Source organism: Sorangium sp. KYC3313, from assembly GCF_052075895.1.
Lineage (GTDB): Bacteria > Myxococcota_A > Polyangia > Polyangiales > Polyangiaceae > Sorangium > Sorangium cellulosum_B.
Genome location: NZ_CP197255.1, coordinates 1,859,360 through 1,883,399, shown reverse-complemented (window position 1 = coordinate 1,883,399; position 24,040 = coordinate 1,859,360). Strand labels below are relative to the sequence as shown.

Here is a 24,040-nt window from a genome sequence, read left to right as displayed (position 1 = left end):
GATCCGAGCGCCCAAGGACGAGCCTGGCAGCCGGCTTCCCCGGCCGTCCGTCCCGCCCCCTCGGGATCCGTCGCTACCGGCATCCCCCTGCACGATCTTTTGTGCACGGCGGCAACCTCTTTGGTATGTTGCCGCTCCCTCGCCGCCGCGCCGCGCGTCGGACGAGCCAGCGTTCTTTCTATCTTCATGCATCGAGGTCCGCGCTGCTCCTGCGCTGAGCACGGGGCGGGCGGACCATCCTGGGTACCAGGAGAGGTGGCCGAGTGGCTGAAGGCACACGCTTGCTAAGCGTGCGATCGGGAAACTGATCCGCGGGTTCGAATCCCGCCCTCTCCGCCGCGAGAACGCTCAGCGCTACGCCCATGCGGCGGCCTGAGCACCGCGAACACGCGAACACGCGAACACGCGAACACGCGAACACGCGAACACGCGAACACGCGAACACGCGAACACGCGAACACGCGAACACGCGAACACAAACAGACGACCCGCGGGTGACGCGGGCCGCGCTCGAGCGCGCCGCTGCGACGAGCAGCGCGTGGGGGGTCGTCGCGCCGCCGCGAGCTCGCGCGGCCTCACGCGGGACCGCGCGGCCCTCGCGGCCGTGGCGCTCAGGCCGCCCTGGTCCTCAGCACCCGCGACTGGAGGAACTGGTAGATCGTCTTGATCGCGTCGAACGAGCCGACCGCGCTCTCCTTGATCACCTCGTTCACCGTGCGCGAGCCGTTGACCGCGCCGAGCACGAGCTGCTCGATGCGCGTCAGCTTGCCGGAGCCCACGCCGTCGAGCGCGACCTGGTCGACGACCACGACCTGGTCGAAGTTGATCGTCCCCTCCATGAGCCGCCACTCGTCGACGCGCCGGAACCCCTCGAGCACGAGCGCGGACACCGGGAGGCCGAGGTGCGCCTGCTCGACCTCGGGGCGGAACGGCTCGCGCGTGAACGAGAAGCGCCCGTAGGGCCAGCGCAGCACCTCGTAGATGAGCTCGCTCGACTGTCGCTCCAGCACGGCGATGAGGTCGTCGTTCGTCGCGACGCCGGCCTCCACGAGCACCTGGCCGAGCAGGGCGTGCGGCCGCTTCGCGCGGAGCAGCGCCTCGAGCCGCTCCCGCGTCAGGAGCCCGCGCTCGATGAAGTAGCGCCCCAGCTTGAACTCGTCCGACGAGTTGCGCGCCTGCACCAGATCGATGAGCCCCTGGCGGAGCGAGATCGTGACCGACGCGCGGTTCGTGGTCACCCGGAGCACGCCCGTCTGCCGCTGCATCTGGAGCAGCTGGAGGATCTCGGCGAGCGGGATCGCGGAGACGTCGCCGCTCATCACCTCCTTCGCGTCCGCGGGCGTATCGTCGAGGTCGCGGAGCGTCAGGGTCAGCTTGGAGACGACCTCGCTCGTCATCACGCGGGCGACCGCCTGCATCACCGCGGCCTCGTTGGTCCGCGCCTCGGGCGAGAGGCTCATGATCGCCGGCGTCATCACCGTCGACAGCTGCTGCGCGAACTCCGCGCCGGTGCGCTGGCGCATGTTCCTGGCGAGGAGGCTCGGCCGCACGCTCTCGGCGATCGTGTCCTCGTCGGGCATCTTCGCGCCCTCGGGCACGGGCCGCGCGCGCCCCTCCGCCGCCTTCGAGAGCGCGCCCTCGATCACCGCGACCAGCGCGCGCGCGTCGAACGGCTTCGTGATCGCGTCGACGGCGCCGGTCTGCTGGACGAACTGCCCCCTGAGCTTGTCGCCCTTGGCGCTCATCAGGACCACGGGCACGTTGCGGTGCGACGGGTTCGAGCGGAGCTCCCGGCAGAAGGCGTAGCCGTTCATCCTCGGCATCACGAAATCGAGGAGGACGAGGTCGTACTTCGGCCCCTTCTTGACCAGCTCGATCCCCGCGAGCCCGTCGCGCGCCACGGTCGGGTCGAACCCGTTGCGAGCGAGGATGGCGCTGACGACCTTCAGGATGGTCGGGCTGTCATCGACAACGAGGACGCGCGCCGGGGAGGCCATGGCGAAGGATACAGGCCCTACCCTACCAGAAGTGCGCGGCCTGCAAACATAAAGGCCAACGCGAAAGGCCACGCGCGGCGAGGCAGGGCACAGCGAGCGCGGTCGCGGTCTCCGCCGCGCGCGCGGCGAGAGGCCCGCCGCGCCGCCGCACCACCATCACCGCCGCCGCCGGAGGTGCATCCGATCGCGCGCGTGTCCTCCGGGGGCTGGCGTCAGGCGCCGGCGCTGCCGGTGCCCGTCCCGCCCTGCCGGGTCTCCGCGGCCGCGACCGCCGTCTTCACGTGAAGCTCGGCGAGCTGCGCGGCGTCGACGAGCACGGGCGCGCCCGTCATCTGATCCGTGCCCTGGTTGGTCTTCGGGAACGGGATGACGTCCCTGAGCGTCGGCGCGCCGCTGAGCAGCATCGCGAGCCGGTCCATGCCGAGCGCGATGCCGCCGTGCGGGGGCGCCCCGCTGCGGAGCGCGTCCAGGAGGAACCCGAACTTGTCGCGCGCGTCGCTCTCGTCGATGCCCAGCGTCTTGAAGACGCGCGCCTGCACCTCGGGATCGTGCAGCCGGATCGAGCCGCCGCCGATCTCGAACCCGTTCAGCACGAGATCGTAACGGTAACACTCCACGCGCGCCGGATCGCTCTCGAGGAGCGGGACGTGCTCGTCGATCGGCCGCGTGAACGCGTGGTGCGCGGCGGCCCAGCGCCCCGTGTCCTCGTCGAACTCGAACAGAGGTGGGTTCGTCACCCAGAGGAACCTCCACTGGTCGCCATGCCCGTACTCCGGGATGAGCCCCATCTTCTTCGCGACGTCGATGCGGAGCTTCGCCATCACGGTGTGCACCACGGCTTCCTTGCCGAACTGGAAGCAGAGGACGTCGCCCGGCTTGGCGCCGAGCGCCTCGTTCAGCTTCTGCCGGAGCTCCGGCGTGATCGACTTCGTGAGCGGCGACTGCGTCCACGAGCCGTCCTCGGCGAGCTTGGCGCGCGCGAGGCCGCGGAAGCCCTTCACGTCGCGGAGCCCCTTCTCGAGGTCCTCGGTCTGCTGGCGGGACAGGTTGGCGCTCGCCGGGATCACGAGCCCCTTCACGATCTCGGCCGGCAGGTCGCGCCGCAGCTTGCCCGACTTGAACTTCTCGGCGAGCTCGACCCAGAACGGCACCCCGCCGCCGTTGTGCTCGATGATGAGGTCCGTGAGGTCGGTGTGCTCGATCCCGAAGCGGAGGTCGGGCTTGTCGTTGCCGAAGCGGCGCATCGACTCGGCGTACGGCATGCGCGGGAAGCGGCCCGTCGGGTAGAGCTCGGCGAGGTCCTTGCCGAGGGCGGCCTTGAACACCGCGAAGACGAGCCCCTCCATCAGCCCGAAGACGTCGTCCTGGTTCACGAACGACAGCTCGACGTCGATCTGGGTGAACTCCGGCTGCCGGTCGATGCGCAGGTCCTCGTCCCGGAAGCACTTCACGATCTGGAAGTAGCGGTCGAAGCCCGCGACCATGAAGAGCTGCTTGTAGAGCTGCGGGCTCTCGGCGAGCGCGTAGAACTTGCCGGCCGAGATCCGCGACGGGACGAGGAAGTTGCGCGCCCCGCCCGGCGTGTACTTCACGAGGAAGGGCGTCTCGAGCTCGAGGCAGCCCTTGTCCGACAGGTAATTCCGCGTCGCCCGGTTGATCTCGTGGCGCATCCGCAGCGCCCGCTGGAGCGGGGCGCGGCGCAGGTCGAGGTAGCGGTGCTGCAGGCGGATCTCCTCGCGCGTCTCGATCTCGTCCGCGATCTCGAACGGCGGCGTCTCCGCCCTGTTGAAGATCGTCGCCTCGGCGACCCAGACCTCGATGGCCCCCGTGTCGATCTTGTCGTTCACGTTGCCTTCGCGGCTGACCACGACGCCCCGGACGCCGACGACCCACTCGGACCGGGCCTTCTCGGCGGCGGCGTGCGCGTCGACGAGGTCCTTCTCCTCCGCGTTCAGGCCGTGCTTCCTGATCGCTCCGAGGTAGCTGCGATCGAAGACGATCTGCGTCACGCCGGTGCGGTCGCGGAGGTCGATGAAGATGCAGCCGCCGTGATCGCGGCGCCGCGCGACCCAGCCGAACAGCACGACCTCCTTGCCGATGTCCGCCTCGCGCAGATCGCCGCAGCGGTGCGTCCTCTTGAGCTCATCGATGAAACGGGACACGAGCCGACCTCCGATTTTCCGTGGGAGGGGCGACTCTAGCCCAGGTCGCCGCTCACCGCCTCTCCGTATCCTCCGCGCCCTGCGCCCGCGGATCGGCGCCGCGCGCGCGCCGCCTGCGAGGCGACGGCGCCGGGGTGCGCCGGAACTTGGCCCGGCCGCGGCCGATCTGGCATGGCCGCTCGGTGGGCTCCGGAGAGAAACGCTGCTGGCTCGATCGGTCGCTCGCCTTGCTGTCGGCCGCGCTGCCCTTCGGGCTGTCGCTCTCCCGCGCCGCCTCTTCCGGGCAATGGCGGGAAGATCTCACGGCCGTCCGGGACCTCGGCCTCGTCGCGGTCGGCGTGGGCGGCGGCCTGTCGACGGCGCTCTCGCAGGCGCTGAGCCTGCTCCCGCTGGGCTCCCGCACCTTCCGTACCGCCCTCGGATCGGCGCTCGCGCTCGCGCTCGCGTCGCGCCTGCTCTACGGGATGGTCCGCCGCCTCCTCCTGGAGTCCGCGCGGCCTGCGCCCCTCCCGGGGCTCTCGCTCTGGCGCAAGCTCCGCGGCGGCGCAGCCGAGCCGACCCCCGCCGGCGCGGGATCCACGCCCGCCGCGCCGGACGCGCCCGGCGGCGCCGTGAGCCCGCGGCTCGCCTCGGTGCTCTCCGCGATCGCCGTCCTCACGGCGGCCCTGTCGCCGACCTGGCAGCGCGAGGCGACGGTCGGCGGCGGCGCCATGATCGCCACCTGCTGCGCGCTCGTGACGCTCGCGCTCGCGTCGACGTGCGCCGAGCAGGCGCGGCACGCCGGGCGCGCGTGGATCGCGCTCGGCGCGCTCCTCGGGGCCACGTTCGCCGAGAGCCCCCCCGCCGGCCTCGCCGCTCTCGCGGCGTCGTACGCGATGTTCCTCGCGCGCGGCGGCGCCCAGCGCGCGGGCGGTCGCCCCGCCGAGACCTCGGCCGGCGGCCCGCCCCGGCGCTTGCTGGGCGCCGCCGCCGGCGCGGGGGCGCTCACGGCCGCGCTCCTGCTCGCGCCGCTCGCGCTCAGGCCGATCGCGCCGCGCGCCTGGGCCGACATCGGCCGCGCGCTCACGGCCGGCAGCCTCGCCGCCCTCGACGTCGCGAGCGCCCGCACCACGGCGCTCGCCGCGTGGAGCCGCGAGATCGGCGTCGTCTCCCTGCTCATCGCCGCGGCCGGGCTCTCGCTCTCGCTCCTGCGCCCGCGCGCGCGGTGGCTCGTCGCGCCCTTCCTCGTCCTGCTCGCGCTCGACACCCTCCTGCCCGCGCGGGCCGCCGGCGTGCTCTCCGCGGATCCGCTCACCCCCCTGCGCTCGCTCGCTGTCGCGGCGATCGCCGTCGGCTCGGCGCTCGGGGCGCACGCCGCGGTGCGGGCGCTGCTCCACACGCGCGTGCCGTTCTCGCGGAGCGGCGCGGCGCTGCTCGTCGTCTTCCAGCTGACGCTGGTCGCGCTGACGAGCGAGGAGGCAGGCTTCGCCGCCGATCGGAGCGAGCAGACCGCCGCCGAGGTCTGGACGGACGAGGCGTACGGGCGCCTCGATCCCGGGTCCGCGATCCTCGTGCGATCCCCGGCGATCACGTGGCGGGTGTGGGCGGCGCGGATCACGCGCGGCGAGCGGCCGGACGTCCTCGTGGTCCCGATCCCGCTGCTCGATCGCGGCCACGTCGCCGCGAGCCTGCTCGCCGACGAGCGCAAGCTCGCGCCGCTCCTGCGCGACTTCGCGCTCGCGGGCGAGCCCGGCGAGTTCGCCCTCTCCACGCTGGCCGACGTCCGGCCGCTCCACGTGGAGCTCGATCCGCGCTGGTCGAAGAAGCTGCTCAGCCACCTGAACGTCGCCGGCATCTGGCTCGAGTACGCCCCGCAGCCGCTCGGCGCCTCGGATCGCAAGCTGGCGACGGCGCAGTCGATCGTGCCGCTCCGGCGCGTGCTGGAGTCGCTCTCGATCGCCGCGGTGCCGGACACGTCGACGGCGGCCGTCCTCGCGTCCACGATGCGAAGCCAGTCGGACGTCGTCAGCCTGCTCGGCGAGCGCGTCGTGGCGCAGTCGTTCGTCGACCGGCTGGGCGAGCTCGCGCCCCAGGATCCGTTCATCTCCGGCGGCCCGAGCCGCCGCGCCGTCGCCGGCATCCGTCAGGCGTTCATCGCGAAGCGACCTTTGCGCCGCCGTTGATGCGGTCCGCGCGGCTGGCGCAGCGCGCGCGGCGCGACCCGCGTGGCCCGCGCGCCGCGGCTCCGGGCGCGCCGCTCGTCTCCTCGGCCGCGCTCAGTGCGACGCGGCGAGCCCGCTCTCGCCCGCGGCGCGCGCCCGCCGGTCCGCCCCGCGCAGCGCCTTGACCCGCCGCTCGAAGTCGCGGCTGTCGTCCTCCGTGAGCGTCGCCCCGCCGAAGCGGGCGCGCAGGTAGACCTGCGTGAGCGTCAGGATCTCGCGCGCCAGCGGGTGCTCCGCGAGCTCCAGCGCCTCGGCGTGGCGCAGCGGCGGCAGGCTGGGCGGGCGCGGCACGCCCTGGACGAGCATGGCGGCCTCCAGGCTCTCGTAGAGCGCCGTCGCCAGGATCGCGCTCGGCGTGCGCCCGGCGTCCGCGCGGCGCTCCTCGCGCCCGCGGCGCGTGCGGCGGAAGCGCCAGTAGAGCACGCCGCCGCCCAGCGCGAGCGCGACGGCGGCGACGGCGAGGATCGGCGGGCGCGCCAGCGCGAGGTCGCCGCTCGATCCGGACCTCCTCCGGTAGCGCGACGTCAGCGTCTGGAGCAGGCCCACCTGCTGGTTCAGGTCGTAGCCGACGACGTGCCTGTCCCAGCGCTGGCTCGACGCCTCGATGAAATCGCGGAGGTACGCCCAGGCCCCGACCAGCTCGCTCTTCGGCGCCGCGTCGGCCGGCGGCGTCGGGTCGAACGTCATCCACCCCTCGCCGTCGAGGTACACCTCGACCCACGAGTGGGCGTCGCCCTGGCGCACCGCATAGAACCGGCCGAAGCGGTTGTAGGTGCCGCCGACGAAGCCGGTCACGTTGCGCGTCGGGACGTCCACCGCGCGCAGCAGGATGGCCATCGCCGTCGAGTAGAACTCGCAGTGCCCGCGCTTCGACTCGAACAGGAAATGATCGAGCGGCTGCGGGTCCGCGCCCGACGGCGACGCAAGGTCGTACCGGTACTCCGTGCGCAGGTGCTCCTGGATCGTCCGCGCCCGATCGGCAGGGCGATCCACGCCTTGCGTCCACCGGTGCGCGAGATCGACGACGCGCGACGGCAGATCCCTCGGGAGCGCCAGGTAGCGCCGCCGCTCGGCGCCCGGGAGGCGCTGGAAGGTCGGCGCCCGCTTCCGCGACAGGAAGACGTCGTAGACCAGCCCGCGATCGTCCGTGGGCTGGTACCTGAGCTCCCCCTCCGGCCCGCGGTGGGCCATCGTGCCTGCGTCGATCCCGAGCTGCCCGCGGTGCTTGAGCCGGAGCCCCGTCGCGTTCGGCGGGAGGAAGATCACCGGCGGATCGATCGGCTCGAGATCGATGCGCATCACCGGGTCGACCGCCGGGTCCGGGTACCGCTCGAGCGGCACGAGCCCCCCGTCGCTCTCCGAGGGGCGCTTGAACGTCTCGCTCTGGGTCCAGGTGCGGCCGTCGTACGCGTCGAGCGCGGTGCCGCGCAGGTGCATGGTGAGGCGCGGGGGCGGCGGGTCCGGGAGCTCGGGGATCTCGACCCGCATCGCCAGCTTGGGGTCGCTGCGCAGCACGCCGACCGCGCCGAGGTCGACCTTGCCGGAGAAGCCGATCATCCGCCCGGTGTGGCCGCGGTTGAGCAGGAGCAGCGAGAGCCCGACGCGCGGGAAGATCACGAACAGGAGCGCCGTGAAGGCGAAGATCGGGACCGAGAGCAGGCAGGTGACGGCCAGGAACGAGCGCCCGACGACCCGCCTCGAGCGCAGGATGCGCGGCACGTCCACGGGCAGCCCCGTCCGGTCGCGCGCCCCCTGCCGGTAGTTGCCCTCGACCTCGCGCCGCAGGTGGCTGAGCACGAGCGCGCCCGGCGCGACGACGAGCACCCCCAGGAAGCACAGCCCGTAGCCGATGCCGCCGCCGAGGACGGTCCCGGCGATGAGGTGCAGCAGCGCGAGCACGATGACCTGCTGGTCGTGCGCCGCCCCTTTGCGCGTCGCGAGCCGGATGATCTGCAGCGCGGCGGCGAACTCCACGAGCACGTCGAGCACGCTCGCGTCGGTGGCGACGATGCGGACCACCTGGACGGCGATGACGGCCAGCAGGATGCCCGTGTCGAGGTGGCGGAGCGCCGGGTGCCGCTGCCACGACTCGCGCACGACGAGCGCGAGCCCGAGGCAGATGAGGATCGCCCAGCTCACGTAGCGGTTGAACTGCCCGCTCGCGACGAGGGCGATCACGCCGAGCGCCGCGAGCGCGTCGGTCATGACCCGGTGCACCATCCCGAACCTCACGACGCGCTCCTCGGCGCGCCGGCGCGGCGCTCACCGCTGCTCGGGCTCGATCCCTGGCGCAGCGGCGCGCGGGCGCCGCGCTCGGGCGCCCGACCGTCGTCGACCGCATCGAGCAGCGCCAGGAAGCGGAGGATCGCGTCGGAGCCGATGTTGCGGTCGCCGCGCACCCGCTCGCCCAGCGTCGTCGCGACGACCACGGCGTCGCCGCGCTTGATGTGGGCGACGGCGCGCGACGCCGCCTCGCGGATCCTGCGCTCGAAGGTCGGCGCGAACGCGTCGCCCTCCCCGGCGGGGCGCACCGTGTCGACGACGATCTGCACGTCCGGCCGCGTCTCGCGGGTGCGCTCGCGCAGCACCAGCTGATCGCGCATCGTGCTCTTCTTCCAGTAGATGTCGCGCGGATCGTCCCCCTCGCGCATCGGCCGGAGGCCGAAGGTCTCGTCGCCGCCCCCGCGCCCGCTGAGGCTCGCGCCGCCCTCGCGCCGGCCCGCGTCCTCGACGGGGAGCCGGACCGGATCGACCGCGGGGTAGATGATGAGGTCGCCCTCGGCCTCGACCTCTCTCGATTTCTCGAACAGCCCGAAGGGAAAGCGGGTCGCGATGCGGAATCCGGTGTGCCGGTCGCGGCCGCGCCTCGCCGGCGTCCGCCGGTACGCGGCCACCTGCGCGCTGGAGGGGCTGATCTTCAGGAAGAAGCAGCGCTTGTCGGCCGGCTGGCCGGCGCGCAGATCCTCGACCTCGATCGCGTACGACGGCACGCGCTTCTTGTGGTTGTAGACCTCGATCTCGACGAGGTGAGCCCGGCCCACCTGGGCGCGGGCCGGGAGCCGCCGGGTCACCGTGAGGTGCTGCAGCGACAGGTCGCTCATCACGCCGGAGACGACGATCAGCGACAGCAGCATCCCGAGCAGCAGGTAGAGGAGGTTGTTGCCCGTGTTGATCGCCGCGAAGCCGACGCCCAGCGTGATCCCGAGGTAGTACTTTCCTTCCCGGGTGAACTTGAGCTTCCGGGGCGGCCTCAGGAAGAGCAGGACCCTCGTCCACAACGACGCCCTGTCCCCGCGCTGGGGCAGCAGCGGGCGCTGCTCGACCAGCGGCCTGTCGCGCCTCGGCTTGCTCGGCCGGGCGGCGCTCCTCGCCGCTGCGCCGGCGCGCTCGGCGCCGCGGGAGCTGCCGCTGAGAGATCCCCGCTCCCTGTCCTCTGCGCCCATCGCCCACCCCTCAGAGGGGGACCGGCACCCGCGCCACGAGGTCGCGCACCGCCGCCTCGCACTCGTCGCGGGTCGGCATGTAGCCCTCCGCGTGGGCCGAGAGCCGGACCCGGTGCGCCAGCACGGCCACCGCAAGGTTGTGGATGTCGTCCGCGATACAGTACGAGCGCCCGTGAAGGACCGCGCGCCCCCGGGCCGCGCGCGCCAGGTTCATGCCGGCGCGCGGCGATGCGCCCAGCGAGAGGGTCGGGCTCGACCGCGTGGCCGTGAGCACCGCCTGCAGGTAGGTCGCGAGCGACGAGTCGAGCTCGACGCGATCGACCTCGCGCTGCAGGGCGACGAGCTGGGCCGGGTCGATGATCTGCGGCACGTTCCGCGCCCGGTCGGGCTCGCCGCCCTGGAGGAGCAGCCGCATCTCCACCTGCGGCGGCGGGTACCCGATCCGGATCCGCACCATGAACCGGTCGAGCTGCGACTCCGGCAGCGGGAACGTGCCGGCGAAATCCTGCGGGTTCTGGGTCGCGAGCACGAAGAAGGGGTACGGCAGCGGCGTCGCCGTCCCCTCGATGGACACCTGCCCCTCGTTCATCGCCTCGAGCAGCGCCGACTGCGTCCGGGGGCTCGCCCGGTTGATCTCGTCGGCGAGCAGCACGTTCGCGAAGATCGGCCCCTGCCGGAAGACGAACTGCCCGAGCCGCTGGTCGAAGACGCTGACCCCGAGGACGTCGCTCGGCAGGAGATCGCTGGTGAACTGAACGCGACGGAGCTCGCCCCCCACGGCCTTGGCCAGCGCTCGGGCCAGCGTCGTCTTGCCGACGCCGGGGACGTCCTCGATGAGGACATGGCCCCGGGCGAGCAGCGCGATGAGCGCCAGCTCGACCGCCTCTGGCTTCCCTTCGAGGGCCTGCTCCACGGCAGAGCGAAGCTTCAGGAGAAGAGGCGAAGCTTCACGCGCGACCGAGAGCGCTGATGTCATCGGGGGCGATGGTAGCACGAGGTCACGGCGCGCCTGCGGGGATGCGCATTTTGCGTTCCACGAGCCGGGCTAGCGGGTGCGAAGCCAGATTCGCGACCTCACCGCGAGGTCGCCGGACCGGGTGCGCTGCGCCACGTTCTTCCCGGTTCGTGGTCTGAGGGGCTTCGGCGATGCCGCCGGCGCTCGGTGTCGTCGGTTTCGTCGGTTTCGTCGGCTTCGGGCGCCAGCGCCCGCTGTGCTTTTAACTTGCCGCGGAATGGCCGGGACCAGGGCGCCCGAGTATGCTCCGCGCGCCGTGACCGCCTCGGGGCCCTTTTTTCGCAACAGTGCCGCAGGCTTGCCTGATCAGGAGGCGCCCGGCGCCGAGGCTCGCCCCGATGCGGGCGCGCCGGCGCCTGCCGAGCAGGGCGGCTCGCCCGCGTCGATGAGCTCCGTCCCCGCCGGCAAGCCTCCGTCGGCGCCGCCGCGGAGCGCCGCCGTGCCGAGCTCCCGCCCGCCGGAGAGCGGGCCCCCCTCGGGCGGCTTGATAGCGCAGCCGCCCCTGTTGCCCGACTCGCCCAGGGGGACGCTGCTCTGGCGTGTGCGCGGGATGATCCGCGCGATGCGGCCCCACCAGTGGGTGAAGAACCTCTTCGTCCTCGCCCCCGTGGTGTTCGCCAAGCACCTGACCCACCCCTCGATCATCATGAGCGCGGTCGGGGCCTTCGCGATCTTCTGCCTGCTCGCCGGCGCCGTCTACATCCTGAACGACATCGTCGACGTCGAGGCCGATCGGGTCCACCCGGTCAAGCGCTTCCGGCCGATCGCCTCGGGCCGCGTGCCGATCCCGGTCGCCAAGGCCATGGCGGTCGGCCTTGCGGTCATCGCGCTCGGCGCGAGCCTGCTCGGCCCGCCGCTCTTCGCGGTCGTCGCCGCCAGCTACTACGTCCTCAACGTCGCCTACTCGTTCCGGCTCAAGAAGATCGCCTACCTCGACGTCGGCTGCATCGCGATCTTCTTCGTGCTGCGCGTGCTCGCGGGCGGCTTCGCGACGAGGACGCCGCTCTCCGGCTTCATGATCGCCTGCACCGCGCTGCTCGCGCTCTTCCTCGGCTTCGGCAAGCGCCGCCACGAGCTCGCCTCGGTCAACGCCTCGAAGCAGCGCGCGGCGCTCGACGGCTACTCGGCTTCCGCCCTGACCGCGGCGCTCGCCGTGACGGGCCTCGCCACCTTCGCCACCTACCTGGCGTACACGCTCGACCACGACACGCAGCGGTTCTTCCAGAACCCGTACCTCTGGCTCACGGCGATCCACCCGCTCTTCGGCGGGATCCGGTTTCTCCAGCTCGTGGCCGGCAGCGCGAGGTCGGAGAGCCCCACCCAGGAGATCCTCCGGGACACGCCCTTCGTGCTGAACGTCGTCATGTGGTCGGCGGAGGTGCTGGTGATCGTGTACCGCCTGAGGCCGTCCTGATGCTCGGCGCCGGACCGGAGCTCGCCCGGCCGGGGGCGGCCCCTGCCGGCGGCAAGCCCACCGCGAAGAGCGATGCGCTGACCGATCTCGCGCTGACGATGCCGATCTTCGTCCTGTATCACCTCGGCGTCGCCTTCCTCCCCATCCGCAACGCGGCGGATCCGGTCACCGCCGAGCTCCGCGCGCTGGCCAAGCACAGCCTCCCGCTCTACGCGGGCCTCACCGTCGCCGTCGGCGCCGCGTTCGTCCTCGTCCTTTCCATCCTCGGCCGCGGCCACGCCCTCCAGACGAGGCGCTTCGCGCTGCTCGCCGTCGAGGGCGCGCTCTACGCCATCCTGATGCGCTTCGCCGGCGCCTATGTGGTCGGCTCCCTCCGGCTCGGCCCGCCCGCCGCGTCGAACGACATCTTCACCGGGGTCGTGATGTCGCTCGGCGCGGGCTTCTACGAGGAGATCGCCTTCCGCGCCGGCCTCTACGGGCTGGGCGCGCTCGGGATCAAGTTCTTCTTCGGCAGGGGGGTCCAGGGGGTGGTGCTGATGGCCGGCTGGGCGGTCGTGGCCGCCGCCGTCTTCTCCGGCTGGCACTATGTCGGGTCGCTGGGCGACCCCTGGAACCTCCCCTCCTTCGTGTTCCGCATGGTGTGCGGGCTCGTTCTCACGGCGATCTACGTCTTCCGCGGCTTCGCGCCGGCCGTCTGGACCCACGCGCTCTACGACGTCTGGGTCCTCGTGCTCCGCTGAGCCCGAGGCCGCCCCGAGCGCGCGGCGAGCGCGGGGACGAGGCACATCGCGATCCGCGGCCGTTTGGCGCTATGCTTTGCGCCTCCACGCATGCGGCTACCTCCCTTCCCGAAGCTCGCGCTCAAGCTGGTCCGGACGATCCCCTCGCTGGACGGCCCTGGTTTCCTCAACGTGCGACGCCAGGTGTTCCGCGTCGAGTTCCCGGACGGGTCGCTGAGCGACCCGTTCACCTACGACAGCGTCGATCGCGCGCGCCTCGACGCGGTGGTGATCGCCCCGCACTACCGCGGCGCGGACGGGCGCCGTCGCGTCTTCCTCCGCTCGGCGCTCCGGCCTCCGGCCGCGACCCGCCCGCCCGAGGCGTGGCCCATCCCGGAGGCGCCGACGCTCGGCGCGATCTGGGAGCTGCCCGCCGGGCTCGTCGAGCTCGACGAGCGCAGCCCGGAGGGCCTGCAGCGCTCCGCCGCGCGCGAGCTGCTCGAGGAGGTCGGCTTCGACGTGCCTCCGTCGGACCTCCGCCCGCTCGGCCCGTCGACGTTCCCGGCGCCGGGCATGGTGGGCGAGCGGCATTTCTTCTTTCATGTCGAGGTCGACCCGGCTCGCCAGGGGACGCCGCTCGAGGACGGCTCCCCCCTCGAGCGGTTCGCGGCCATCGCGGCGGTCCCGCTCGACGAGGCGCTCGAGCTCACCCGGCGCGGCGTGATCGAGGACGCGAAGACGGAGGTGGCGCTCCGGCGCCTCGCGGAGCTCTGATGGCGGAACGATCCCCCGCGCCACGGCGTCCGCCCCGCGTCGCGCTCGTCGTGAAGCGCTCCGCCTGGAAGATTTACCGCGAGGAGCGGAAGGACCCGCGCATCACGCGGCTCATCGAGGCCGGCGACTCCGCCGTCGCGCGCCTCAAGGCGTCGCACGAGGCGCACGAGCAGACCGTGCGCGAGGTCGAGGCGGCGCTCGACGACCTCGGGGTCCAGATCGATGTCGTCGCCAGCGCGGCGCAGTCCTTCGACGCGAGCGAGCTCGACCTCGTGATCACGGTCGGCGGCGACGGGACGCTCCTCAGCGCGTCCCACAACGTCGGCGACGTGCCGATCCTCGGCATCAACAGCGCGCCTGGGCACTCCGTCGGCTTCTTCTGCGGCGCGACGAGCCGCGACGCGGCGGACGCGATCGCGGGGGCGCTGAGCGGCTCGCTCCGCAGCACCGTGCTCACCCGCATGCAGGTCACGGTGAACGACAAGCTCGCCACGGCGCGCGTCCTGAACGACGCGCTCTTCTGCCACGTCTCCCCCGCGGCCACGTCGCGTTACGTGCTCCGGCTCGGCCGGGCCGAGGAGGAGCAGAAGTCGAGCGGCTTCTGGATCGGTCCTGCGGCCGGGTCAACGGCCGCGCAGCGCTCCGCGGGCGGGCGCGTCCTGCCGCTCACGTCGAAGCGGCTCCAGCTCGTCGTCCGCGAGCCCTACACCCCCCACGGCGAGGAGTACCGCCTCCGTCACGCCCTGATCCAGCCGGGCGCCTCGCTCGTCGTGCGCAGCAAGACGCACGACGCGAAGCTCTTCTTCGACGGCCCGATCCACTCGGTCAGCGTCGGCTTCGGCGACGTCATCGAGTTCGCGCAGGCGCCCCAGTCGCTGACGATCCTCGGCCTCTCCGCCAAGAGGAAGTGGGGCGCGGGCTCGGCGGCGAGCCGCCGCTAGGGCCGGCCGGGCGACCGGGATCGCCTTCAACGGAAGGGGTTCGGGTGATCTCCTACGTCGAGCGCCCGGCATGCGACCTCCCTCGCGGCGGGCGCGCGAGGCCCGAAGACGGGTCGATTTGAGCTGTTTTCCCGCGGATTTGGCGGCCCGCGCCAGGGCCCCCCGGCCGTCCCTCCGGCGGAGCGGCGCGCCCCCCGGGGCATGAAACCCCTTCTTTTGTAGCTCCGATCGACGATTCGACACTGGATCTGCGGCGGCCGTTGTGGTTCCTTTGGCCCGCAAGAGGGCACAAACCTCAGGAGGAATGAACATGGCGGCCAAGAAGGCGGATGGGAAGAAGAGCACGTCGCTCAGCAAGAGCGCGCTGATCAACGCGGTGGTCGAGGCCAACGAGAACGAGATCTCGCGCAAGCAGGTCAAGGCGATCCTCGAGTCGCTGACCGACATCGCGTACAAGGAGCTCAAGAAGAACGGCATCTTCACGATGCCCGGCTTCGCGAAGTTCCGCGTCGTCAAGAAGCCCGCGACCAAGGCGCGCGAGGGGATCAACCCCTTCACGAAGCAGCCGATGACGTTCGCGGCCAAGCCGGCCAGCAAGTCGGTCCGCGCCCGCCCCATCAAGGCGATCAAGGACTCGCTCTCCTGAGCCTGCCCGGCTCGCCGGAGGGCTGCGCTGCGCGGCGGAGGCCCGCGGCGGCCCCCTCGCCCGGATTCACCCATCGCCGGAGGGCGAGGGCGAGCATCGCTGGCCCCGCGCGGCCCCTGCGGTAGCATGGTGCGGCTGCTTTGCCGCACATGACGCTCGCTGTCCGACTCTTCCGCGCGCTGCTCGCGTTCTCGGTCATCCTGACGAGCTACCTCATTCAGCTGGGGCTCGCGCGGGTGTTCACGAGGCGCCTCGGGCGCGGCTCGCCCGCGGGTGAGCCGCCTCGCTGGCTCGTCGCGCGCCGCGCCCGCGTCGACCAGAACAACGCCCGGCGCCTGCTGCGCGCCATGCTCCAGCTGCGGGGCGTCTTCATCAAGCTCGGCCAGGTGCTGTCCATCATGGGCGGCTTCTTGCCTCGTGCTTACGGCAAGGAGCTCGAGCAGCTCCAGGACCAGGTGCCGCCGCACCCGTTCAGCGCTCTCGAGGCCGCGCTGCGCGCGAGCTTCGGCCGCTCCGCGGGCGAGCTGTTCGCGTCGATCGAGCGCGCGCCGCTCGCGGCCGCGTCGCTCGGGCAGGTCCACGTCGCGCGCCTCCGCGACGGCCGCAAGGTCGCGGTCAAGTTCCTCTACCCCGGCATCCGCGGGATCATCGCCGTCGACCTGCGCGTCCTGCGCCTCGCGCTCCTCGTCTACAAGCGGTTCGTGCCGGTGGGGCACATCGAGCGGGTGCACGAGTCGCTGGTCGATCTGCTCCGCCGGGAGACCGACTACCTGCACGAGGCCGCGTGCATGGAGCGGATGGCGCAGAACTTCGAGGGGGACGCGGGCATCGCGTTCCCGGAGGTCATCCACGAGCTCACGACGCGCGACGTGCTCACGATGACCTTCATGGAAGGAATCAAGATCACCCGCCTCGACGCGCTCCGGAGCGCGGGCATCGAGCCCTCGGACGTGGCGCTCAGGCTCGTGCAGGCCTTCTACAAGATGCTCTTCGCGGATCGCTTCTTCCACGCCGATCCGCACCCGGGGAACTTCCTTGTCGCCGCGCGGCGCGCGGAGGAGGGCGGCGGCTTTCGGCTCGTCGTCCTCGACTTCGGCGCGAGCTGCGAGGCCCGGGACGAGCTCATCGACGGGCTGCTCGACATCCTGAAGGGCATCTTCGCGCAGGACGACGCGGCGGTCGTGCGCGGCTTCCGGAAGATGGGCTTCGTCGCGCCCGGCGGCAACGACGCGCTCCTCGAGAGGACGGTGAAGACCTACTTCGCGAAGCTGCTCAAGATCCGGGATCGCACGCCGGCGGCGCTGATGCGCGCCCGCCCCGAGCAGCTGGAGCGGCTCGCGGACCCCGAGCTGGAGCGCGGTGAGCTCCAGGAGCTGATGCGGTCGTTCGAGTACCCGGAGGACTGGTTCTATGTCGAGCGCGCCTGCGTGCTCCTCTTCTGGCTGGCCGCCCAGATCGATCCCCACCTCGATACGATGGCGGCCGGCTTCCCGTACCTGATGCCGTTGATGGCGCAGCGCGAGGCCAAGGCCGGCGCCGGCTCCGGCGGGTCGGACCCGGCGCCGCGCCGCTCGCCTGCGGATTGAGCCGAGGGCCGTCACCACGCGCAACACGTGTTTCGCGCGCGTTTCGCAGGTGTTTCATTTGCGCTCTTCGCCCGTGCGCTACCGTGTTGGGAGCGGGCTGAAGCGCGGGCCGGGGCGGGTGAGCCCGAGCTGCGCGAGGAAGGGCGCATAACTCGAGTCCCGATCAGCCATGATCTCCGCGAGCCTCATCTTGACTGCGGCGATCCCTGCCCCTTCAAGGCGCCGGTAATTGTCCTCGGCGGGGTCGACCGCAGGCTCGACGCCTGCCCCTGCGAGGACGGTCCCAGTATGGTTCAGCCCCTCTGGAATCGTTTGTACAAACGGATCTGGCGCGTGTCGGAGGAGACCGACGAGCCGGTGCGAGTTCGTCTCATCCCCTGCCATCTCGGGGTGGAACGCGGCCAGCACCGGCGCGGGGCTCAAGCGCCGCCGCAGCTGTTCACCCAGGCGCGACGCGAAGCGCTCGAACTGGGGCGACGGGGTATGGATGCACGGGAAAACCAGGTGCACCACCGCGGAGTCGGCCTCCTCCATGACCGCCAGCGCCGTCTCCAGGGCGGGCTCGCGATCGAGCAGGACGTAAAAGCGTCCGAATCCGGTTGCGGCGTCGCGCATGAACGGGCAGAGCCGGTAGCGAGCGACAACCTCGTCGGCGTAACGCCCGTGGACTCGCCGCACCTCGGCCGCAAACCGAGGCGCCTCCGGGTGGTGGGCCAGCTCCCCCCGCACGACCGGCTCGCTCAAATGCATCACCTCATTTTCTCGGGGAAGCATTCTTCCCTCGGCCCGTGATAGCTTACGCCGCGCTGCGGCGGAAGGAGGAGGCGTGCAGGAGACCGCGAAGTTAACGCTGAAGAAGAACGGTGGGGAGCAGACGATCGAGTTGCCTGTGATCACGGGCACCGAAGGGGAGAAGGCGATCGACGTCGCGTCCCTTCGTTCGAAGACCGGGTACGTTTGCATCGACCCGGCCTTCGTCAATACGGCCTCGACCACGAGCTCCATCACGTTCCTCGATGGGGAGAAGGGCGTCCTCCGCTACCGCGGCATCCCGATCGAGCAGCTCGGCGAGAAGTCGACCTTCGTGGAGACCTCGTACCTCCTGATCTACGGCAAGCTGCCGAGCAAGAGCGAGCTGTCCCGGTTCTCCACGCTGCTCACCCGGCACTCGCTGATCCACGAGGACATGAAGCGCTTCTTCGACGGCTACCCGTCGACGGCGCACCCCATGGCGATCCTGTCCGCGATGGTGCTCTCCCTGTCGAGCTACTACCCGGAAGCGATCGACGTGAAGAACACCGAGCACCTCGACATCACCATCGCGAGGCTGCTCTCCAAGGTGCGCACGATCGCGGCGTTCTCGTACAAGAAGTCGATCGGCCAGCCGTTCGTCTACCCGCACAACTCGCTCTCGTACTGTGCGAACTTCCTGAACATGATGTTCTCGGTCCCGGCGGAGCCGTACGAGATCGACGAGGACATCGTGAAGGTGCTGAACCTGCTCCTGATCCTGCACGCCGATCACGAGCAGAACTGCTCGACGTCGACGGTGCGCCTCGTCGGGAGCTCGAAGGCGAACCTCTTCGCCTCGGTCGCCGCTGGCATCTGCGCGCTCTGGGGCCCGCTCCACGGCGGCGCGAACCAGGAGGTCGTGACGATGCTCGAGGCGATCCGCGCGGACGGCGGCGACGTCTCGAAGTTCGTCAAGCTCGCGAAGGACAAGACCTCGAACTTCCGCCTGATGGGCTTCGGCCACCGCGTGTACAAGAACTACGATCCGCGCGCCGTCCTCATCAAGGCGGCCGCCGACAAGATCCTGGCGAAGCTCGGCATCAAGGATCCGCTGCTCGACATCGCGCAGCGCCTCGAGGAGACCGCGCTGAAGGATCCGTACTTCGTCGAGCGGAGGCTCTATCCGAACGTCGACTTCTACAGCGGCATCATCTACCGCGCGCTCGGCTTCCCCACGAACATGTTCACCGTCATGTTCGCGCTCGGGCGCCTCCCCGGCTGGATCGCCCACTGGAAGGAGATGAACGACGACCCGACCGGCAAGATCGGCCGTCCGCGGCAGATCTACACCGGCGAGAACGCCGTCGACTACACGCCGCTCGACGAGCGCGAGTGACCGCGGCGGGGCCCAGCGGCCCCGCCGGCGCCTTCCACCGACGATCCCCTCACACCTGACGAGCGCGCCCCTGGCGGCGCGCTCGCGGCCCGTCAGCGGCTGAACACCAGCAGGACGACGATCACGGCCACGATGACGCCCGTGACGAGCGAGGCGCCGCCGACGAGCAGGAGCAGCTTCCCCGTCGACAGCTGCGAGAGCGACGCGCCAGCGCGCGACGGCGCTGACGGGTTGTCGTCGAGCGTTCGCTCCGGCCGGCTCATCGAGTGCGAATGGCGAGGGGCCGCGGCCGGCTCCACCACGGTCGGCTGCGGGCGCGCGCTCGGCGAGCCGCCGGCATGCAGCGGAGGCGCCGGCTGAGAGCTCGGCTGGCCGGCGCGGATCCGCCCCTCGATCACGGCCTGCGCATAGGGAGGCAGCGCGCCTGCGCGTACAGCGCGGACGTCCGCGCGCATGGTCTCGGCGTTCGGGTAGCGATGGAACTTGATGAACGCCAGCGAGCGATCGACCACGGCGGCGACGGAGGGCGAGATCCCGGGCGCGACCGAGGCGAGCGGCGGCGCGGCCTCGGTCGCGGCGGCGATGACCTCCATGGCCTCCGTCACCTCGCCGTGCACCGATCGGCCCGAGAGCAGCCGGAACATCGTCGCCCCGAGCCCGAAGAGGTCGGTGCGCCCGTCGATGTCGTGGATGAGCCCCGTCGCTTGCTCCGGCGCCATGTACGTCGCCGTGCCCATGATCATGCCCGTCTTGGTCGCGGTCTTCTCGGGCAGGCCGGTGAGCCCGTCGACGACGCGCGCGATGCCGAAGTCGAGCATGCGCACGCGCCCGTCGTTGCCGAGGTGGATGTTCTCGGGCTTGAGATCGCGGTGCACGACGCCGCGCGCGTGCGCGATCGAGAGCGTCTCGAGCACCTGGTCGGCGAGCGCGAGCACCTCGCCGGCCGGCATCGTCCCGGTGCGCGCCATCCGATCGAAGAGCGTCTCGCCCTGGAGCGCCTCCATCGTCAGGTAGGCGAGGCCCTCCTGCGTCTCGCCGGAGCCGAGCACGCGCACCACGCCGGGCACCGCGTCCGCCCCGCCGAGCGTGTTGCCGATGAACCCCTCGCGCAGGAAGCGCTTCCGCACCTCCGCGATCGCGTTGAGCTCCGGGTGCAGCACCTTGAGCGCGACCTGAGAGCCGTCCGCCGCGCGCCCGAGCAGCACGCTCCCCATGCCGCCGGTGCCGAGCACGCGCTCGATCCACCACGTCCCGGCGAACGTCTTGCCGACCCAGTGCTCCGCGTCGTCGTCGTACACGAGAGGCGCCCTCTTTCGACCATCGGCCATCCGAGGAGAGAGATCTCAGCGGCGACGCCACTGGTAGGCCGCTCCGCTGCGGGCGCGCAAGCTAATTGATGGAGGTCGTGCCGAAACGGGGGTCGTCGTCAAGCCGCTCGGCCGCTGCCTTGAGCCCGGAGGCGACGCCCCGGAACGCGTCCGCTGGCATGCGAAACGTCACGCCAGGGCCGATGAGTGTCACGTGGACGGTGCCACACCCGCACCGGGTGATGCGTGTCGCCTCGTTCGAGGCGAGCTCGGTGTGTGGACCGCATTTCTTGGGCGCCGCCATGGTTGAACCTCTCCCACATCCTAGCAGCACCGGCCAGCGCTCGGCCACGGCGCCCCGGCGCCCGACGGAACCCTGCCCGCCGCGTGACACGAACGCCCTGAAATTGCGCAGCCGTGTATATCTCTTCTCATCGCTACGCGATTGCCTGGAGGGACTATGGCTGTTCGACGCCTGACGCTTGGTTTGCTTCCTGTCGTGGTGGGGATCGTGGCCTGCGTTGACGGGGGCGGGGGAGGGGGCGTGACGCCCCCGCCGGTCGACGAGTCGCTGCTCGACGTGCCGCCGGTCGGCCAGGGCTTCCAGATGCAGACCGAGGAGACCGAGGTGCCGGCGGGGGTCGAGCAGCAGGACTGCTACTTCTTCAAGGTCAGCGAGCTCGCCGCGTCGAACGGGATGGACCCGACCGCGCCCGTGAACCTCCACCGCGTGCAGATCGCGCAGCGCGACGGCTCGCACCACATGAACATCTTCCGCGTGAAGACCGTGAAGGGGCTGGGGCCGGAGGGCGGGCGCATCCAGAAGAACCAGAACGGGGTCGGGGAGTGCTTCAAGAGCCCCAACTGGGCCGACTGGCCGCTCATCGCGAACTCGCAGCAGAACGGCCAGGTCGACTGGGAGTTCCCCGAGGGCGTCGCGAACGTCCTCGCGCCCGACGAGTGGCTGATGCTGCAGACGCATTACGTGAACGCGACGTCGCAGAAGACCCCCGAGGCGGTCGGCCGCGTCCGGGTGAACTTCTGGGCGCTGCCCGACGCCGAGGTCAAGGCCGAGATGGGCACCGTCTTCGCGAGCAAGCAGTCCATCCGTGTCTGTCAGTCGAACCCGACGCCCACGTTCGAGGGCTCGTGCCAGATCAACAGCCCCTCTCCCGTGAGGATCATCGGCGCCAACGGCCATTTCCACAGCCGAGGCACGCAATTCGATATGTATGCATGGGACGGCAAGACCATCGGCACGCCTCCGGCCTCGGATCGCTTCTACACATCGAACGCGTGGGACGACCCGCCGATGCTCATCTCGCCGGAGCTCGACAGGGAGCTCGCGACGAACGGCGGCGTCTGGTACGGATGCACCTTCGAGTGGCAGCAGCCGGACCCGTCCGTCGGGTGCAAGGGCCTCGACGAGTACGACCTGTCCAAGAACGGGACCGCCGAAGAGTCGCTCGATTGCTGCTACACGTTCGGGCCGATCGTCGAGAAGAACGAGCACTGCAACATCTTCGTCTATTACTATCCGAAGCAGACCGACGTGTTCTGCAACTGAGCCCCCCCGTGGCGTCGCGCCGGCACGACCTCTCCAGGCGGGTCTTCACTCCCATGCGCACCTGCTTTCACTCCATGGCTCTGGCGGCGCTCGGCGCGGTCGTCCTCGCCGGATGCCCCGGCGATCCTGCGAGGCCGCCCGCGCAGGAGCCGCCGGCGTGGCGCGTGCTGCTCGACGAGGGCGATCTCGACCGCGCGGTCCTCTCGATCTGGGGGACGGCGCCCGACGACGTGTTCGCCGTCGGGGGGCCGCTCGGCAACACGGGCCGGGAGGCGCTCGCGCTGCACTACGACGGGGCGAGGTGGCGCGAGCTCCCGGCGGGCGGGGAGACGACCTTCTGGTGGGTGGCCGGCTCCGGTCCGCAGGACGTCTGGATGGTCGGCGAGCGCGGTCGCGCCGCGCGGTGGGACGGCGCGGCGTTCACCGAGCACGAGACGGGGACGGAGGCGACGCTGTGGGGCGTGATCGCGTTCTCACCCGACGATGCCTGGGCGGTCGGCGGCATGCCCGGCAGCGGCGCGGACGCGGAGAAGGACATCGTCCTCCGCTGGGACGGCAGCACATGGTCGCGAGAGCCGCTGCCGGCGGCGACCGGCCGGGCGCTCTACAAGGTGTGGGGCGAATCTTCCGAGGATCTCTACGCCGTGGGCGAGTTCGGCGTGATCTGGCACCGCTCGGGCTCGACCTGGGAAGTGCAGTCCGATCCGCCGATCGCGCAGGGCACCCTGTTCACGGCCGCCGGCTGCAGCCGTGAAGAGGTATACGCGGTCGGCGGGAGAGACGTGCTCCGCTCGGACGGCGCCTCGTGGCGCAGGCTCGAGATAGCGCTCACGAACGACGTGAACGGCGTCGCCTGCGGCCGCCCGGGGGAGGTCGCGATCGTCGGGTATGGAGGGCTCAAGCAGCGCCTCGTCGACGGGGCCTGGATCGACGAGTTCACCGAGGAGCCCTACGCCGATCTCCACGCCGTCTGGGCCGACGGGCAAGGGGCCTTCTGGGCGGTCGGCGGGGACTTCCTTAGCCAGCCGACGCCCGGCAGAGCCCGCAAGGGCGTGGTGGCGCGCTACGGAACAGGGCAAATCGCCGACACTGTGAGCCGCTGATCACCACGTCGCAGGTATCCTCACCTGCTCGGACATGCCCTTCGTGTGGCGTGGTGCATCATGGGACCGTGAACTCGGAGATACGCTGTGGCCGAGCGGTCACGACCAGCGAGACTTTTGTCTTGGGAAATGCTTCAAAGGGTGGCGCTGGTCGTCCGATTGCAACACCTGCGGAGACCACACGCGGATCCCGCGCTCTGAACCCAGGAGAATTGGCATGCGACGGACCATTGCTCAGCTTTTTGTGAGTGCGTTTACTTTTGCGATCCCTGTGCTGATCGCTTCCTCCGCATCAGCCCAGCCCAATCCATGTGGAAACCTCCAGCTCGCGGCGGCCGGCGAGTGTGAGATTCGAACGGAGGGCGGCTGTGAAGGCTATTGCGAGCCCGTCCGTTTCGAGGCGGAGTGCTCCGGGCGGTGCACTGGCGGCGTGCAGGCGTCGTGTACGGGCCAGTGCCAGGCGGCATGCGAAGGGGAGTGCACCGCCGACCCGGGGAGCCTGGACTGCAAGGGGAGCTGCAAGGCGAGCTGCACGGGGAATTGCGAGGCGAGGTGCGAGGCGAAAGCGGGCAGCGATGCCGGCGCGCGGGCGGACTGCGAGGCGTCGTGCTCGTCGAGCTGCGAGGGCGAGTGCAGCGTGAGCTGCGAGGCGACGCCGCCGAGCGCCTCGTGCGAGGCGAAGTGCGAGGCGAGCTGCGAGGGGGAGTGCAAGGTCGACGCGAACTTCGACTGCAACTTCAAATGCACGTCCGACCTCCGGGGTGGGTGCGAGGTGCAGTGCACCACGCCGGATGGCGCGCTGTTCTGCAACGGGCAGTATGTCGACATTGTCGGCAGCATGGAGGAGTGCAAGAACTGGCTGCTCTCGCAGGGCGTCGAGGTCGAATTCCACGCCGAGGCGGAGGCCGAGGCCAGCGTCTCCTGCGCCGCCGCGCCGGGGTCCTCCTCCGCGCCGTTCGCGGGCACGGGGCTCGCGGCGCTCGTCGCCGGCGTGGGCGTGGCCGCCGCGCGCCGCCGCAAGCGGTCCTGAGCGCGGC

The 24,040-nt window shown here is 71.2% G+C and carries 19 protein-coding genes and 1 tRNA gene; 12 read left to right on the top strand and 8 right to left on the bottom strand.

Going from position 1 to position 24,040, the window contains the following annotated elements; all coding sequences use genetic code 11:
• Window positions 1-249: 249 nt before the first annotated feature.
• A tRNA-Ser gene (locus ACSRUE_RS07300) sits at window positions 250-336 on the top strand.
• Window positions 337-611: 275 nt separating this feature from the next.
• Here ACSRUE_RS07300 and ACSRUE_RS07295 read toward each other — a convergent pair.
• Window positions 612-1,997 carry a DUF4388 domain-containing protein gene (locus tag ACSRUE_RS07295; protein ID WP_437742537.1) on the bottom strand — a complete coding sequence of 462 codons (1,386 nt, stop codon included), beginning with the start codon at window positions 1,995-1,997 and terminating at the stop codon, window positions 612-614.
• Window positions 1,998-2,209: 212 nt separating this feature from the next.
• A complete protein-coding gene (aspS, locus tag ACSRUE_RS07290; RefSeq protein WP_441290378.1) occupies window positions 2,210-4,159 on the bottom strand; it encodes an aspartate--tRNA ligase in 1,950 nt (649 codons plus the stop codon).
• A gap of 134 nt (window positions 4,160-4,293) precedes the next feature.
• Here aspS and ACSRUE_RS07285 point away from each other — a divergent pair, with 134 nt between their 5' ends.
• Complete coding sequence (locus tag ACSRUE_RS07285) at window positions 4,294-6,321, top strand: hypothetical protein (RefSeq protein ID WP_441290377.1); 2,028 nt, start codon at window positions 4,294-4,296, stop codon at window positions 6,319-6,321.
• Window positions 6,322-6,414: 93 nt separating this feature from the next.
• On the opposite strand, the gene ACSRUE_RS07280 is transcribed toward ACSRUE_RS07285, so the two are convergent.
• Genes ACSRUE_RS07280 through ACSRUE_RS07270 form a run of 3 tightly spaced genes read right to left on the bottom strand, consistent with a single transcriptional unit; the run spans window position 6,415 to window position 10,779 of the window.
• Window positions 6,415-8,592, bottom strand: coding sequence for a transglutaminase family protein (locus tag ACSRUE_RS07280; protein ID WP_441290376.1), 2,178 nt, complete (start codon window positions 8,590-8,592; stop codon window positions 6,415-6,417).
• A complete protein-coding gene (locus ACSRUE_RS07275; protein WP_441290375.1) occupies window positions 8,589-9,803 on the bottom strand; it encodes a DUF58 domain-containing protein in 1,215 nt (404 codons plus the stop codon). Before ACSRUE_RS07275 ends, ACSRUE_RS07280 begins: the two co-directional genes overlap by 4 nt.
• Window positions 9,804-9,813: 10 nt before the next feature.
• Window positions 9,814-10,779, bottom strand: coding sequence for an AAA family ATPase (locus tag ACSRUE_RS07270; protein ID WP_437763309.1), 966 nt, complete (start codon window positions 10,777-10,779; stop codon window positions 9,814-9,816).
• 337 nt (window positions 10,780-11,116) lie between these two features.
• On the opposite strand from ACSRUE_RS07270, the gene ACSRUE_RS07265 reads away from it, so the two are divergent.
• From ACSRUE_RS07265 to ACSRUE_RS07240, 6 genes are all read left to right on the top strand, one after another.
• A complete protein-coding gene (locus tag ACSRUE_RS07265) occupies window positions 11,117-12,232 on the top strand; it encodes a decaprenyl-phosphate phosphoribosyltransferase (protein WP_441290374.1) in 1,116 nt (371 codons plus the stop codon).
• Window positions 12,232-12,972, top strand: coding sequence for a CPBP family glutamic-type intramembrane protease (locus ACSRUE_RS07260; protein ID WP_437763307.1), 741 nt, complete (start codon window positions 12,232-12,234; stop codon window positions 12,970-12,972). The genes ACSRUE_RS07265 and ACSRUE_RS07260 overlap by 1 nt, the downstream gene beginning before the upstream one ends.
• Window positions 12,973-13,062: 90 nt before the next feature.
• Window positions 13,063-13,725 carry an NUDIX hydrolase gene (locus ACSRUE_RS07255; RefSeq protein ID WP_437763306.1) on the top strand — a complete coding sequence of 221 codons (663 nt, stop codon included), beginning with the start codon at window positions 13,063-13,065 and terminating at the stop codon, window positions 13,723-13,725.
• Window positions 13,725-14,666, top strand: coding sequence for an NAD(+)/NADH kinase (locus ACSRUE_RS07250; protein ID WP_441290373.1), 942 nt, complete (start codon window positions 13,725-13,727; stop codon window positions 14,664-14,666). Before ACSRUE_RS07255 ends, ACSRUE_RS07250 begins: the two co-directional genes overlap by 1 nt.
• Before the next feature lie 310 nt (window positions 14,667-14,976).
• Entirely contained in the window at window positions 14,977-15,312 is a 336-nt protein-coding gene (locus tag ACSRUE_RS07245) for an HU family DNA-binding protein (RefSeq protein ID WP_012240887.1), read from the top strand.
• Window positions 15,313-15,461: 149 nt separating this feature from the next.
• Window positions 15,462-16,898 (top strand): ABC1 kinase family protein, encoded by a 1,437-nt coding sequence (locus ACSRUE_RS07240; RefSeq protein WP_441290372.1) that lies wholly within the window; start codon window positions 15,462-15,464, stop codon window positions 16,896-16,898.
• 78 nt (window positions 16,899-16,976) lie between these two features.
• On the opposite strand, the gene ACSRUE_RS07235 is transcribed toward ACSRUE_RS07240, so the two are convergent.
• Window positions 16,977-17,648 (bottom strand): hypothetical protein, encoded by a 672-nt coding sequence (locus ACSRUE_RS07235; RefSeq protein ID WP_437769945.1) that lies wholly within the window; start codon window positions 17,646-17,648, stop codon window positions 16,977-16,979.
• A 76-nt stretch (window positions 17,649-17,724) separates the two neighbouring features.
• On the opposite strand from ACSRUE_RS07235, the gene ACSRUE_RS07230 reads away from it, so the two are divergent.
• Entirely contained in the window at window positions 17,725-19,026 is a 1,302-nt protein-coding gene (locus ACSRUE_RS07230) for a citrate synthase (protein WP_437763303.1), read from the top strand.
• A gap of 92 nt (window positions 19,027-19,118) precedes the next feature.
• Here the strand turns inward: ACSRUE_RS07230 and ACSRUE_RS07225 are convergent, their stop codons facing one another.
• Together ACSRUE_RS07225 and ACSRUE_RS07220 are read right to left on the bottom strand one after the other, a co-directional pair.
• Window positions 19,119-20,324, bottom strand: coding sequence for a protein kinase domain-containing protein (locus ACSRUE_RS07225; protein ID WP_437763302.1), 1,206 nt, complete (start codon window positions 20,322-20,324; stop codon window positions 19,119-19,121).
• 91 nt (window positions 20,325-20,415) lie between these two features.
• Window positions 20,416-20,637 carry a hypothetical protein gene (locus ACSRUE_RS07220; protein WP_437296083.1) on the bottom strand — a complete coding sequence of 74 codons (222 nt, stop codon included), beginning with the start codon at window positions 20,635-20,637 and terminating at the stop codon, window positions 20,416-20,418.
• A gap of 207 nt (window positions 20,638-20,844) precedes the next feature.
• Here ACSRUE_RS07220 and ACSRUE_RS07215 point away from each other — a divergent pair, with 207 nt between their 5' ends.
• From ACSRUE_RS07215 to ACSRUE_RS07205, 3 genes are all read left to right on the top strand, one after another.
• Entirely contained in the window at window positions 20,845-21,900 is a 1,056-nt protein-coding gene (locus ACSRUE_RS07215; RefSeq protein WP_441290371.1) for a hypothetical protein, read from the top strand.
• A 53-nt stretch (window positions 21,901-21,953) separates the two neighbouring features.
• Window positions 21,954-23,003, top strand: a complete 1,050-nt coding sequence (locus ACSRUE_RS07210) for a WD40/YVTN/BNR-like repeat-containing protein (protein WP_441290370.1) — start codon at window positions 21,954-21,956, stop codon at window positions 23,001-23,003.
• Window positions 23,004-23,433: 430 nt separating this feature from the next.
• On the top strand, window positions 23,434-24,033 hold the full coding sequence (locus ACSRUE_RS07205) for a hypothetical protein (RefSeq protein ID WP_437763298.1): 600 nt from the start codon (window positions 23,434-23,436) through the stop codon (window positions 24,031-24,033).
• Window positions 24,034-24,040: the final 7 nt, after the last annotated feature.